General features: G+C 65.7%; 13 protein-coding genes. 11 read left to right on the forward strand and 2 right to left on the reverse strand.

The window, feature by feature from the left end:
• Positions 1-122 precede the first annotated feature (122 nt).
• Genes B5X69_RS11230 through B5X69_RS21465 form a run of 8 tightly spaced genes read left to right on the forward strand, consistent with a single transcriptional unit; the run spans position 123 to position 7,439 of the window.
• Complete coding sequence (locus B5X69_RS11230; protein WP_079638797.1) at positions 123-818, forward strand: DUF4129 domain-containing protein; 696 nt, start codon at positions 123-125, stop codon at positions 816-818.
• On the forward strand, positions 815-2,047 hold the full coding sequence (locus B5X69_RS11235) for a hypothetical protein (protein WP_079638798.1): 1,233 nt from the start codon (positions 815-817) through the stop codon (positions 2,045-2,047). The genes B5X69_RS11230 and B5X69_RS11235 overlap by 4 nt, the downstream gene beginning before the upstream one ends.
• Positions 2,037-3,002: an AAA family ATPase gene (locus B5X69_RS11240; RefSeq protein ID WP_079638799.1), complete on the forward strand. Its 966-nt coding sequence runs from the start codon at positions 2,037-2,039 to the stop codon at positions 3,000-3,002. Before B5X69_RS11235 ends, B5X69_RS11240 begins: the two co-directional genes overlap by 11 nt.
• Positions 2,999-4,330: a DUF58 domain-containing protein gene (locus tag B5X69_RS11245; RefSeq protein WP_079638800.1), complete on the forward strand. Its 1,332-nt coding sequence runs from the start codon at positions 2,999-3,001 to the stop codon at positions 4,328-4,330. Before B5X69_RS11240 ends, B5X69_RS11245 begins: the two co-directional genes overlap by 4 nt.
• Complete coding sequence (locus tag B5X69_RS11250) at positions 4,330-5,364, forward strand: stage II sporulation protein M (protein WP_079638801.1); 1,035 nt, start codon at positions 4,330-4,332, stop codon at positions 5,362-5,364. Before B5X69_RS11245 ends, B5X69_RS11250 begins: the two co-directional genes overlap by 1 nt.
• Positions 5,361-6,236 (forward strand): RDD family protein, encoded by an 876-nt coding sequence (locus B5X69_RS11255; RefSeq protein WP_079638802.1) that lies wholly within the window; start codon positions 5,361-5,363, stop codon positions 6,234-6,236. Before B5X69_RS11250 ends, B5X69_RS11255 begins: the two co-directional genes overlap by 4 nt.
• Complete coding sequence (locus tag B5X69_RS11260) at positions 6,223-6,924, forward strand: nitroreductase (protein ID WP_079638803.1); 702 nt, start codon at positions 6,223-6,225, stop codon at positions 6,922-6,924. Before B5X69_RS11255 ends, B5X69_RS11260 begins: the two co-directional genes overlap by 14 nt.
• Entirely contained in the window at positions 6,921-7,439 is a 519-nt protein-coding gene (locus B5X69_RS21465; RefSeq protein WP_079638804.1) for a hypothetical protein, read from the forward strand. Before B5X69_RS11260 ends, B5X69_RS21465 begins: the two co-directional genes overlap by 4 nt.
• A 37-nt stretch (positions 7,440-7,476) precedes the next feature.
• Here B5X69_RS21465 and B5X69_RS11270 read toward each other — a convergent pair whose 3' ends face one another.
• Positions 7,477-7,923: a hypothetical protein gene (locus B5X69_RS11270; RefSeq protein ID WP_079638805.1), complete on the reverse strand. Its 447-nt coding sequence runs from the start codon at positions 7,921-7,923 to the stop codon at positions 7,477-7,479.
• 106 nt (positions 7,924-8,029) lie between these two features.
• On the opposite strand from B5X69_RS11270, the gene gyrB reads away from it, so the two are divergent.
• Positions 8,030-10,576 (forward strand): DNA topoisomerase (ATP-hydrolyzing) subunit B, encoded by a 2,547-nt coding sequence (gene gyrB / locus B5X69_RS11275; RefSeq protein ID WP_079638872.1) that lies wholly within the window; start codon positions 8,030-8,032, stop codon positions 10,574-10,576.
• A 104-nt stretch (positions 10,577-10,680) separates the two neighbouring features.
• A complete protein-coding gene (locus tag B5X69_RS11280; protein ID WP_079638806.1) occupies positions 10,681-11,115 on the forward strand; it encodes a septal ring lytic transglycosylase RlpA family protein in 435 nt (144 codons plus the stop codon).
• A 3-nt stretch (positions 11,116-11,118) separates the two neighbouring features.
• On the opposite strand, the gene B5X69_RS11285 is transcribed toward B5X69_RS11280, so the two are convergent.
• Positions 11,119-12,048, reverse strand: a complete 930-nt coding sequence (locus B5X69_RS11285) for a glutaminase (protein ID WP_079638807.1) — start codon at positions 12,046-12,048, stop codon at positions 11,119-11,121.
• Between B5X69_RS11285 and B5X69_RS21470 the strand changes: the two genes are divergently transcribed.
• Entirely contained in the window at positions 12,037-12,945 is a 909-nt protein-coding gene (locus B5X69_RS21470; RefSeq protein WP_176141579.1) for a hypothetical protein, read from the forward strand. The two genes, B5X69_RS11285 and B5X69_RS21470, sit on opposite strands and share 12 nt — an antisense overlap.
• Positions 12,946-13,038 lie beyond the last annotated feature (93 nt).

Here is a 13,038-nt window from a genome sequence, read left to right on the forward strand (position 1 = left end):
TATCCGGACCGTGCCGCGCGCTAAAACGGAGCAGTTCCTCGCGCAAGCATCTCTTGCCTTGTCGCGCGGCCTCGCGCTACCACTTGTCGCGTGAACATGCTGGGCGGGGCCAAATTTTCGACATGATGTCGCTGTGGATCGCGCAGGCATCGGCCACGGCCGGCGAACCCGGGCAGGGATGGTTGATCGATCCCGAACTCGTCGACCCCGGATACAGCCAGACGATGGCAGGGGGGGATATCCAGACGCGCTTTCCTGCTTCCCCCCCGCCACCCGACACCCCGGAGTGGCTCAAGACCCTGTTCGGGGCGATCGGTGAGTTTTTCCGGTGGAGCGCCCCCGCCCTCAAGCCGATGCTTTGGATCGCGGCGATCCTGCTGGCGCTGTTCCTGCTCTATCATTTCGTCCCTGCCTTCGCGCGCTGGGTCGACAATCTTCCCTTGATGCGCGAGCGGCGATCCGAGGTCGAGGACGAGACGGTGGGCCACGCCGAAGCGGGGGCGGCGCGCGCGCTGCTCGCCGAGGCCGACGCACTCGCCGCCGCAGGGCGCTTCGACGAGGCGGTGCATCTGCTGCTCTGTCGAAGCGTCGAGGATATTGAGGGGCGGCGGCCGGGACTCGTACAGCCCGCAATGACGTCGCGCGCGCTTGCCGATGCGCGCGACCTGCCGGCAGTCGCGCGCAGCGCCTTCAGTCGCATTGCGCGCGCGGTGGAGATCAGCCTGTTCGGCGGGCGCTCGATCGACTCGGACGCTTGGGCAGCGTGCCGGTCGGCATATGCCGAGTTGACGGTTGCGCGAAACTGGGCCCGCGCGTGACGGACGCGCCGAGCGATAGCAGCTTCAATCCGAGGCTGATCGGCGGGGTCGTCGCGGTCGGCGTCGCCGCCTTTATCGCGCTGTGGGCTCTGATTGCGCTCGGCCCGCAGCTTTCGGGCGGCAAGGACGGCGGCGGGCACGCGTTGTCGAAAGGCGCGCCAGGCTATGCCGCAATGATCGATCTGCTCGAGCGCGCAGGCGCCCAAGTCGAGGTAAGGCGGCGGGTCGAACCCTATCGCTACCAGGATTATACCCAGCTCGCCGTTCTGACCCCGACCCACGAGACGCGGCCCGGCGCGATGCAGGAAATACTGGCGGCGCAGGCCGGCGCCCCTATCCTGATCGTCCTGCCCAAATGGCAGGTGCTCCAGACGCCGGGCGAAAGAAAAAAGCCGGGCTGGTCCGGCCCCGGCTTTCGCGCAGCGGCACCGACCCGGCTACTGCCCGCCGACTGGTTCGGCGAGACTGAGGTGGAGAGCGAAGCGGCGAAGAGCGCACGCGGACGCGCTATTCTCGCAGGGCGTGCGATCGACATTCCGCTTCCCGACGAGGTCCAGACACTTTCGGGGCCGCACCTTGAAGCGCTGATCGTGGCGCCGGGCGGCGGCGCGGTGCTGGCTCGGACAAAAAACCGCGACATCTACATTCTCGCCGACCCCGACCTTATCGACAATCTTGCCTTTGCATCGCGCGACACAGCGCGCGCGGGAGCGATGCTCCTCGATGCGATCAGTGAGGATGCCGATGCCGACGGCTTCGCCTTTGACGTGACGCTGAACGGGTTCGGCAGCCAAAGATCGCTGCTGCGCTTCGCCTTTGTTCCGCCCTTTATCGGCATCACGCTCTGCCTGATTGCCGCGGGATTGCTCGCGTTGTGGCAGGCCGCCATGCGCTTCGGCCCGGCCCTCAGGCCGGCTCGCGCTATCCCGGTTTCAAAGGCGGCACTGATCGCCAACAGCGCTGATCTCATAAAGCAGGCAGGGCGCGAGCTCGACAGTGCAGACGCCTATGTGCTGAACCAGCGCGCGGCCATTGCGCGGCGACTGCACGCGCCGGCCGGTCTTGATGCGAGCGCAATCGATGCATGGATCGATCGCCGCCTGACCGGGCACAACGGCGGCTTTTCAGCGCTCGCCCGGCGGCTGCCGCTCGCGCGCAGCGCACCCGAATTTCTCGCGGACGCGCAAGCGCTGCACGATATCAGGAAGGATCTATTGCGTGACGGCTAACAGCATCGAAGGCGTTGCGGCGCTCGGCGCCGCGATCGAGGGCGAGGTTGCAAAGGCGGTGTTCGGACAGGGCCCCCTGACCCGCATGGTGACGATTGCGCTGCTTGCTGGCGGCCACGTGCTTCTCGAGGGGCCGCCCGGAACGGCCAAGACCTTGCTCGCGCAAGCATTTGCGCGCGCGGTCGGGCTCGAATTCGGGCGTATTCAGTTCACCCCCGACCTGATGCCCGGGGACATTCTGGGGTCCAACCTTTTCAATTTTCAGACGTCGAGCTTCACCTTGACCAAGGGCCCGATCTTCACCGAGCTCCTGCTCGCCGACGAGATCAACCGCACCCCGCCCAAAACGCAGGCGGCGCTGCTCGAGGCGATGCAGGAACGGCACGTGACGATCAACGGCGAGCTCCATCCGATGAGCCCGCGCTTCACCGTGCTCGCAACGCAGAACCCGATCGAACAGCAGGGTGTCTACCCGCTGCCCGAGGCGCAACTCGATCGTTTCCTCTTCAAACTCGTCGTCGGCTATCCTGATGCCGACGAGGAACGGCGCATCGTAGCCGATCACGGCGGGCGCTTCAAAAGCCCGGCGGTCGGCGATTTCGGCGTCACGCAGGTCGCCGACGCCAAGGCAATCGCGGCGGCGATCGACACGATTGCGACGGTGCGCCTCGCTGACGAGATCATCGACTATATCGTCCGGCTCGTCCGCGCGACGCGCGAGAGCGCCGATCTTGAGTGTGGAGCGAGCCCGCGCGCCGCCACGCTGCTCGCGCGCGCGGCCTGCGCCGCGGCGGCACTCGACGGACGCGACTATGCGATCCCCGACGACGTCCAGCGGCTCGCCGCGGGCGTGCTCCGCCACCGCGTCATCCTGTCGCCGGCGGCCGAGATCGAAGGTCGCAGCGTCGAACAGGTCGTGGCGTCGCTGCTCGATCTGGAAGAGGTGCCACGGTGATATACCCGACCCGCCGGGCCATTTATCTGCTGCTGGTGGGCGCGCCGACCGCGCTCGCCCTCGGGCTGATCCGGCCCGAGCTGTGGCTGGTCGCGCCAGGCTGGATCGGCTTCCTGCTTGCGTGCCTGTGTCTCGATGCAATGGCGGGGGCAAGCCCGCAGCAGCTCGCGCTCGACGCGCGCTTTCCGCACCAGATTGGCGTGGGCGAACCCTTCGACCTCTCGATCAACGCGAGCGGGCCGCGTGCGGTGCCGCGCCGCGCCGAAATCGCACTCGCTGCCGACGAACGGATCGCGCCGGGGGGCCGCATTGCAGATGAAATACGCGCCCCCGAGGGCGAAGGCGGCGATGCCCGGATGCTGACGCGCCGGCTCTCGCTCACAGCCACCCGGCGCGGCCAGGCCGAGATTGCGGCCCTTTGGATCCGCTGGGCCGGGCCGCTCGGCCTTGTCTGGAAGCAGCGTCGCTTCGCAATAGGCCGCTCGATCGCCGTCGTCCCCAGCTTGCGCGCAGTGAGCGAGGAAGGCCGGCGGCTTTTCCAACGCAACAGCTGGTTCGGTCTCCGGCAACAGCGGCTGCGGGGCGAAGGCAGCGAGTTCGAAGCACTTGCCGAATATCATCCGGGGATGGACCGCCGCGCGATCGACTGGAGCGCCTCGGCGCGGCACGTCAAGCTGCTTGCCAAGGAATATCGGGTCGAGCGCGATAACCGCGTCGTGCTCGCGATCGACGCTGGACGCACGATGGCCGAACCTGTCGGCGGCATGCCGCGCGTCGACCGCGCCGTATCCGCAGCGCTGCTGCTTGCCTATGCAGGGCTCAAGCTTGGCGATCGGATCAGCCTCTTCTCCTTCGCCGCGCAGCCGCAGGCGCTGACCCCGGCCTATATGCACACGCAGGATTTCCCGTCGCTGCAGCGTGCCGCGAGCCGGATCGACTATGCGCATGTCGAAAGCAATTTCACGCTCGCGCTGGCAACGCTGTCCGCCGCCCTCAACCGCCGCTCGCTCATCATCCTGTTCACTGAGTTCACCGACGCGACCAGCGCCGACCTCATGATACGCGCCGCGGGCCGGCTCGTGAAAACGCATCGGCTGCTTTGCGTGGTGATGCGCGATGAGGAGCTGGAAAGCGAAGAGCGTCGCCGCCCCGAATGTGCCGCCGACGTCACGCGCGCCAATGTCGCGGCAGCGCTGCTCTTGGACCGCCAGCTCGTCATTGCGCGGCTGCAGCGGCTGGGCGTTGACGTGATCGAGGTGCCAGCAGACGCGATGGGAGCGAGCGTTGTTGAGGCCTATCTCGGCATCAAGCAGCAGGGCGGCCTTTGATGCGGCCCTCGATTTCCGGCTCGGCTCCCGCGACCCCGGCCTTCTCGACCAGCCGCTTCAGGGCCGAGCGCGAGGCTGACTGGATCGCATTCGACGCCTTGCTCGCGCGGCTCGAGAAGAAGGGTGCCAAAGCGCTGTCCAGCGAGGAATTGCTGCAACTCCCGCTCCTCTATCGCGCAACCCTCTCGTCGCTGTCGATCGCGCGTGCCACGAGCCTCGACAAGGCACTGCTCGACCATCTCGAGGCGCTTTCGATCCGCGGCTATTTCCTGATTTATGGTGTGCGCCAGTCGCGGCTCGACCGGATGAAGCGCTTTTTGCTTCACGACTGGCCTGCGGCGGTGCGATCGGTGTGGAAGGAGACGCTCCTAATCGTGCTGATCCTGCTGCTCGGCACGCTGACGAGCTGGAGTCTCGTTACCCACAACCCCGAGTGGTATTATAATTTCATCCCCGAAGAGCTGGCGGGTGGACGCGATCCGCGCGCGAGCGCCGAGTTCCTGCAAGGCACCCTCGGCCACGGCAGGGCCGCCGGCGAACAGGAGGGAGCGCTCCACATGTTCGCGACCTACTTGTTCACCCATAACAGCCAGGTGTCGATCATGTCCTTTGCCCTGGGTTTCGCCTTCGGCATTCCGACCATGATGCTCGAATATTATCAAGGCATCAGCCTTGGCGCGATGATCGCCGTCTTCACATCGAAAGGGCTGGGGTTCGATTTCGGTGGCTGGCTTTTCATCCACGGCACCACCGAGCTGTTCGCCGCCGCGCTGTCGGGCGCAGCGGGGCTGCGAATCGGAGCCGCGGTTGTCTTTCCCGGCGCGCGCGGGCGGCTTCAGGCGGCAGCGGACGCCGGGCGTACCGCAGGCAAGGTAATGGTCGGCGTGATCATCATGCTGCTTGCCGCCGGATTGCTCGAAGGCTTCGGCCGGCAGCTGATCACCGACACGCTGCTGCGCTATGGCATCGGCACACTGATGCTGCTCTTCTGGCTCGGCTATTACTACCTGCCGCGTCCGGAGACGGGCATATGACCACAGCCGCTGTCAATGCGCGCGCGCAGGCGCTGCGCAAGAGCAAGATCCGCCAGTTCGTGACTCCCGAGGGCGTCGATCTCGAGCTCAGGATTGCAAGTTCCGGGCTCCGCCTGGGCGCGCTGCTCATCGACATCTGTCTTATCCAGCTCATCCTTCTTAGCTTCACCTTGCTGATGATCTGGGTGCTGGGCGCGTCTCAGTCGTCGATCGCGATCAGCATCTGGATGCTCGGCGCCTTTCTGCTGCGTACTTTCTGGTTCATCGGGTTCGAGCTCGGGCAGCGCGCAGCAACGCCGGGCAAAAGGCTCGTCGGAATCCGTGTAGTTGCGCGCGACGGCGGTCGACTGACCGCCGACGCCGTTGTGGCGCGGAACCTGATTCGTGAGCTCGAAATCTTCCTGCCGCTGACCTTCATCGGATTCAGCGCCGCCGAGGAAATGGTGAACTGGTGGACAATGCTCGCGGGTTTTGTCTGGTCACTGACCCTCAGCCTCTTCCTCTTGTTCAATCGCGACCGAATGCGGATGGGCGACCTGATCGCCGGAACCTGGGTCGTGATGGCAGAGCGTGTGACGCTCGACCGCGACATTGCCGCGGCCGCCGAGGCGGCGGCCGGGGCGCTGACCTTCAGCGATGCCGAGCTTGCCGTATATGGCATTTTCGAGTTGCAGGAGCTTGAGCGTGTGATTCGCGCCGCCGACGCGCGCGCGATGCGCGAGGTCGCGGATACGATCCGCGCGAAGATCGGGCGCCCCGTCGCCGAAGAGGATGACGTCTTCCTGCTTTCCTATTATCGCCAATTGAAGGCCCGGCTCGAACGCAAATTGCTGTTCGGCAAGCGCCGTGAGGACAAATATGCCAGCGACTGACACACTCTCTCTTTGCGTAACCGAAGCCCTTCATCGCCGCCGGTCGGTGCGGGCCTTCACCAGCGAACCGGTCGACCCTTCGGTGCTGGCGTCGGTTTTGGCAGCCGCGCAGCGCGCCCCCTCGGGGGGCAATCTGCAGCCATGGCAGGCGACGCTCCTCACCGGCGCGCCATGGCAGGCGGTGAAGGACGCGGTTGCGGCGCGCATCGCCATGGGGCGCGAGGGCTATCAACCCGAATATGACATCTACCCCAAGGAACTTACGGATCCCTGGGAAAGCAGACGTTTCAGGGTGGGAGAGGCGCTCTATGCCTCGCTCGGAATTCCGCGCGAGGACAAGAAGGCGCGGCTCGGCCAGTTCATGGAAAATTACCGCGGCTTCGGTGCGCCGGTGATGCTCTTTCTCCATTGCTCGCGCATCATGGGACCGCCGCAATGGGCCGACATGGGCATGTGGCTGCAATCGGTGATGCTACTGCTCGTCGAGCACGGCCTTGCAAGCTGCCCGCAAGAATGCTGGGCGATGTATGGCGCAAAGGTGCGCCAGACGCTGGGGCTGGGCGAGGATCAGATATTGTTCACCGGCCTCGCAATCGGCCATGCCGACACCGGCGCGGCGGTGAACCAATGGCCGGTGCCCCGCGTTCAACTGGACGAAGTGATCGACTGGCGGGGGTTCGACCGATGAGGCGATGGAAGAGCGCTACCCACTATACGCTGGCCGCAACGCTGGCGCTATTGGCCGCGAGCTGCACCGCGATTCCGACGCCCGAGGCGCCTCCGCCCGCGCCGCCTCCGGCGACACCGCCGGCTCCGCCCCCAGCAGCGAGCCCTGCCCTGCCATGGGACCAGCGCGCGCTCGACAATGGCGCCTGGCGCTACGATGCAGGCAGCCGCACCGCAGCCTTCGTCCAGACCGGAGCCGCCAATCCGCTCGTCACGCTGGCGTGCCGCGGCAACGGAATCCGGCTTTCAGCCGGGCTCGGCCCGGCAGGGCAGCCGATCGACGTGGTGCTGCTCACCAGTACGGGCACTGACCGGATGCGCTTCGACGGGACGGGCATCACCTTGCCTGCGAATGACGGAAGACTCGACCGCATAGCCTTCAGCCGTGGTCGCTTTGCGCTGGAGGCAAGCAACGGCCGTGCCCTCACTCTGCCGGTGCACTCGGAGATCGGCCGCGTCATCGAGGATTGCCGGTAATCAGTGCCCCTTGCAAGGCCGGGGTAAGGAGCCCGGGTCAGGCGCCCAGTCGCACGGTTCCACCGCGGATCCAGCCCCAGCGGCACGGTCCCTGATATTCGCGCGCGCTGGCGACCGAACGGCCAATCCCGCATAGATCCTTGTCGGTGCCGGGTGCTGCGAACACGATACCGAACCAGGCATCGTTCTCGGCCGCCTCGCACAGGGATACGGGCGTGCCTCCGGCCAGCCGCGCCTTGACGACGCGCGTTTCGTCCGGGGCCCAATAGACGTCGGTGCCACCATCCTGGACGCGGCTGATACTCGAGCAGGCGGGAAGCGTCGGTCCTTCGGTCCCGATCATCACGGCGCGCGTCGCAATGGGTTCGCCCCCCGCGAGCTTCGCATTGTCCAAAGGCGGTGCGGGCTGCGAGCAACCGGCGAGCACGAGCGCAGAAAGGACGAAGGTGCAAAGAAGAGGGCGAAGCGGGAGGCGTGAGGTCATGACCCGAAACTAGCCTCGGTGGGGCGCGGGCGCAACGCCCCGCACGACAACGCTTAGAGGCGCATTTTCGCTTGGGTTTTGCGCCCCTCGACCCTATATGATGGGCATGACGGACACCCCTGAGAATCCGGCGCCCGAAGGCGGCGCCAAGCAGCCCAATGCCAACGCCTATGGCGCCGATTCGATCAAGGTGCTCAAGGGCCTTGACGCGGTACGCAAGCGCCCCGGCATGTATATCGGTGACACCGACGACGGGTCGGGTCTGCATCACATGGTGTTCGAAGTTTCGGACAACGCAATCGACGAAGCGCTCGCCGGGCACTGCGATCTTGTTCTCATTACCTTGAACAGCGACGGATCGGTCAGCGTCGAGGATAACGGCCGCGGAATCCCGACCGGCATCCATGCCGAGGAAGGCATTTCGGCAGCCGAGGTCATTATGACCCAGCTCCACGCCGGCGGAAAGTTCGAGAATACGAACGACGACAACGCTTACAAAGTGTCTGGTGGCCTTCACGGCGTCGGCGTATCGGTGGTGAACGCGCTGTCGGAATGGCTGGAACTCACGATCTGGCGCGATGGCGAAGAACATTGGATGCGCTTCGAGCATGGCGATTCGGTCGCACCGCTTGTGGTTCGCGGTCCGGCACCCGCGGGAAAGAAGGGAACCCGCGTCACCTTCCTGGCCTCGACCGAGACTTTCAAGAATGTCACCGAATTTGATTTCGAGAAGCTCGAGCATCGCTATCGTGAACTCGCCTTCCTGAATTCGGGCGTTCGTATCAAGCTGGTCGATGCCCGAAGCACCGAACATGTCGTCCATGATCTCTTCTATGAAGGCGGCATCGCGGCCTTCGTCAGATGGCTCGACCGCAACAAGACGCCTCTGCTGCCCGATCCGATCGCAATCAGCAGCGAGCGCGACGGCATCGGCATCGACGTCGCGCTCGAGTGGAACGACAGCTATTATGAAAATGTCCTCTGCTTCACCAACAACATCCCGCAACGCGACGGCGGCACCCACCTCGCCGCATTTCGCGCCGCGCTGACGCGCACGCTCAACAGCTATGGCGAAAAGTCGGGGCTGTTGAAGAAAGAGAAAGTCAGTCTGACCGGCGAGGATATGCGCGAAGGCCTGACCGCGATTGTCTCGGTCAAGCTGCCCGACCCCAAATTCAGCTCGCAAACCAAGGACAAGCTCGTCTCTTCGGAAGTCCGCCAGCCGCTGGAAAGCCTGATGGCCGACCGGATGTCCGAATGGCTGGAGGAAAACCCCTCGCATGCCAAGACAGTGATCCAGAAGATCGTCGATGCCGCCGCGGCGCGCGAAGCGGCGCGCAAGGCGCGCGAGCTCACCCGGCGCAAGGGGGCGATGGACATCGCAAGCCTGCCTGGCAAGCTCGCTGATTGCCAGGAACGCGATCCTGCAAAATGCGAGCTGTTCCTGGTTGAAGGTGACTCGGCAGGCGGGTCGGCCAAGCAGGGCCGCGACCGCCATGTCCAGGCGATCCTGCCGCTAAAGGGCAAGATCCTGAACGTCGAGCGCGCGCGCTTCGATCGCATCATCTCGTCAAAGGAAGTCGGCACGCTGATCCAGGCGCTTGGCACCGGGATTCGCGACGAGTTCACGATCGACAAGCTGCGGTACCACAAGATTGTGATCATGACCGACGCGGACGTCGACGGCGCACATATCCGCACGCTGCTGCTGACATTCTTCTATCGTCAGATGCCGGAGATCATCGAGAATGGTCATCTCTACATCGCCCAGCCCCCCCTCTACAAAGTCTCGAAAGGGCGCAGCGAGGTCTATCTCAAGGACGACAATGCGCTGGAAAATTATCTGGTCGATGCCGGTATCGACGCCCTGCTGCTCGAAAGCGCGGGCGGGGCGCGATCCGGCCAGGATCTGCGCGGATTGATCGACCATGCGCGGCGATTGCGGGCCTTGATGCGCTATGTCCCGCGCACGCTCGACCACGGCCTCGTCGAGGCGCTGGCGTTGACCGGCGCGCTCGATCCCGATCTCGACGCTGCCGGGCGCCATAGCGCCGCCGAGACCGCGGCACGGTGGCTGCGCGCCGCCGAGCGCGCGCAGAGCGGAGGCAATGAGGCGACGTGGACCGTCGAAGCAGTCGAAGGCGGTGGATATACGCTCGAGCGCCGCTGGCGCGGGGTTAGCGATCATCACGCCGTCGATGCCGCTTTCCTTGCGAGCCAGGAGGCGCGTCGTCTTCACAAGCTCGCGGGCGAACAGACCGAAACCTATGCGACCCCGGTACGGCTCGTAAAGGCCGGCGGGGCGGCTGCGGTCGAGGCCGATCCCGCCGACGAAGAGAGTGAAGGCGAAGCCACCGCGTCGCCGACTGCGAAGGCGAGTCCGGTCACCCGCCCGTCCGAACTGCTCGAGGCAATCTTCGCGCACAGCCGCAAGGGCCTTAGCATCTCCCGCTACAAAGGGCTGGGCGAGATGAACGCCGAGCAATTGTGGGAAACCACGCTCGACCCCGCCAACCGCTCGCTATTGCGGGTCGAGGCCGAGCAAGCCGATATCGCCCATGAAATCTTCGAGCGATTGATGGGCGACGAGGTCGAACCGCGGCGCGATTTCATTCAGACGAACGCGCTGTCGGTCGCCAATCTCGACGTCTGATCGCCAAAACGGCTAGCCGCAGTTTCCGCCCAGCGCGGCGCTGACGGCTTGCGACCCCGGCCGGACGCTGCTTCATGCCGCCCACCTGACAAGGGGAGGCTGATATGCGCCGGTTCACGGTCATGGCCCTGCCGCTTCTGCTTGCGATCCCGGTCGCTGCGCAGGAGCAGATTGCGGGGGACGACGGCACCGAGATGGGCAGCGGAGTGGCGAGCTATTACGGCAATGAGCTCGCCGGCAACCGCACCGCGAGCGGCGAGCGATTCGACCCCGACGAGTTCACCGCCGCGCATCGCACCCTCGCCTTCGGCAGTCGCGTGCGGGTCACCAACATGACAAACGGGAAGAGCGTCGTCGTACGCATCAATGATCGGGGCCCATTTAGCCGCGGCCGTGTGATCGACGTCAGCAGCGCCGCGGCGCGCGAGATCGGCATGCATCGCAGCGGCACCGCGAAAGTCAGCATGACCTTGCTCGACGCGGACACGAAACTTGCCGAAAGCAGCCGAGCTGCTGGCTCAGTCGGCATCGCCGACTGATCCTCAATCGAAAACCGACCAGCCCGCCGCGCAGGCGAAATGTTCGAGCGCAATCGCGCCGACGAGCGACGTGCCCGCCTCGGTAAGCCCCGGCGACCAGACCGCGATCGATCCCTGCCCCGGTGCGATGCACAGGATGCCGCCGCCAACACCGCTTTTTCCGGGCAGGCCGACGCGAAATGCGAATTCGCCCGAATTGTCGTAGTGACCGCAGAGCATCATGATTGCATTGATGCGCCGCGCGCGGTGCGGCTCGATCAGCTGTTCGCCGGTCAAGGGGTCGCGGCCGCCCATCGCGAGAAACAGCCCTGCGCGGGCGAGCTGACGGCAGTTCATCGCGATCGCGCATTGGCGGAAATAGACGGAAAGCACCGTTTCGACCGGATGACGAAGAGTGCCGAACGAGGCCATGAAATGGGCAAGCGCGCGGTTGCGCGCGCCGGTTTCGGATTCGGACACCGCGACCTCAGGGTCAATCGCAATACTGGCATCGCCCGCACGGGCGCGAACAAAATCGAGAATTTCGTTGACCACCGCGTCGGCGCTGCGCGCGTCGATCAACCGGTCGCTGGTCGCGATTGCCCCGGCGTTGATCAGCGGATTGCGCGGAAGGCCGCCTTCGCTTTCGAGCTGGACGATCGAGTTGAAAGCGCTTCCCGACGGCTCTCGGCCGACGCTCCCCCATAGCGCGCTGCCAACGCGGCGCAGCGCGAGCGCGAGAGTGAAGACCTTTGATACCGACTGGAGCGAGAAGGGCTCGTCGGCATCGCCCGCCGTATGGACGGTGCCGTCGGGGAGAGCGAGGGCGAAACCGAAGCGGTTCGGATCGGCCTTTGCCAGCGCCGGGATATAGTCGGCAACGCGCCCCGACCCGCGGTGAGGCAGAGCCTGGGCATAGGCTTCGGCAACGCAGCGGGCGAGATGATCCTTCATTCGGCCTCCCCTAGCAACTTCCCGCGCGCACGACGACCCAGCACCTTGTCATCGGCGCAGGTGGTCCCTATCCCCGCGCGGATGGTGCCGCCGGGCCTCTCAATCAGCGCTCGCCGCTTCCCCGGATGGCTTCCGCCGGGCACTCTCGCTGATCATGACCGCCATACGCTCGGGATTGGTGCGGCGCGGCGCACGGTGGCCGTCGGCCTCGCCTTGCTCATTACCGGCGGACTGCTCGTCCTGCTCTTAAGCTTTGGTTTTTCAAAGCGAAGCGTGATCCGGGAAGAGGCCGTCACGCTCGTGACGCTGGAAACAGCCGAGAGCTCGGATGCCTCGCCCGATCCCGCCGCGCCCGAAACCCCGCCGGCGAAGACGACGCCGGGACGGGCGCAGCCCGAGGTTGTCGCGCCTCCGCCCACGCCGCTCCGCTCGCCCGAGGCTCCACCGCTGCTGCCCCAGCCGAGCGAGACACCCCCGGCGGCGCCGGCCTCCCAGGCGATCCTGCGCCCCTCCGACGGCCGGGTCTACGGGCCGCCCAATATCGGCGGATCAGCGTCGCGCGATACCGAACAGGTCGGCACCGCGCCCAATGGCGAGCCGCTCTATGCCGCGAGCTGGTACCGCGAGCCGAGCGATTCCGAGCTGCGCGGATATCTCTCGACGGCAAGCGGGCCAGGCTGGGGTCTGATTGCGTGCCGCACCGCGCCCGATTATCGGGTCGAGGATTGCGTCGGGCTCGACGAATATCCGTTCGGATCGCAGATCAATCGCGCGGTGCTCGCCGCCGCATGGCAGTTCCGGGTGCGGCCCCCGCGGCGCAACGGACAGCTGCTGGTGGGGAGCTGGGTTCGAATCCGGATCGATTATGGCGTCGGGCGGCGGTCCGCGCGCCGGTAGGGCTTGACTGGAAGGCTTGCCCCTTCTGTCGCATCGCGATCGCGATGTCTCGCACGATGCGAGCAGACCTTGCCCGCTCGCTCCCGGAACGCC

This window comes from Sphingopyxis flava, from assembly GCF_900168005.1.
Taxonomy (GTDB): domain Bacteria; phylum Pseudomonadota; class Alphaproteobacteria; order Sphingomonadales; family Sphingomonadaceae; genus Sphingopyxis; species Sphingopyxis flava.

Bases quoted from the DNA above. Each gene is read 5' to 3' on its own strand.
- B5X69_RS11270 (WP_079638805.1), bottom strand. From the start codon at position 7,923: ATGACCTCACGCCTCCCGCTTCGCCCTCTTCTTTGCACCTTCGTCCTT.
- B5X69_RS21465 (WP_079638804.1), top strand. From the start codon at position 6,921: ATGAGGCGATGGAAGAGCGCTACCCACTATACGCTGGCCGCAACGCTG.
- B5X69_RS11285 (WP_079638807.1), bottom strand. From the start codon at position 12,048: ATGAAGGATCATCTCGCCCGCTGCGTTGCCGAAGCCTATGCCCAGGCT.
- B5X69_RS11260 (WP_079638803.1), top strand. From the start codon at position 6,223: ATGCCAGCGACTGACACACTCTCTCTTTGCGTAACCGAAGCCCTTCAT.
- B5X69_RS11280 (WP_079638806.1), top strand. From the start codon at position 10,681: ATGCGCCGGTTCACGGTCATGGCCCTGCCGCTTCTGCTTGCGATCCCG.
- B5X69_RS11250 (WP_079638801.1), top strand. From the start codon at position 4,330: ATGCGGCCCTCGATTTCCGGCTCGGCTCCCGCGACCCCGGCCTTCTCG.
- B5X69_RS11230 (WP_079638797.1), top strand. From the start codon at position 123: ATGATGTCGCTGTGGATCGCGCAGGCATCGGCCACGGCCGGCGAACCC.
- gyrB (WP_079638872.1), top strand. From the start codon at position 8,030: ATGACGGACACCCCTGAGAATCCGGCGCCCGAAGGCGGCGCCAAGCAG.
- B5X69_RS11255 (WP_079638802.1), top strand. From the start codon at position 5,361: ATGACCACAGCCGCTGTCAATGCGCGCGCGCAGGCGCTGCGCAAGAGC.
- B5X69_RS21470 (WP_176141579.1), top strand. From the start codon at position 12,037: ATGATCCTTCATTCGGCCTCCCCTAGCAACTTCCCGCGCGCACGACGA.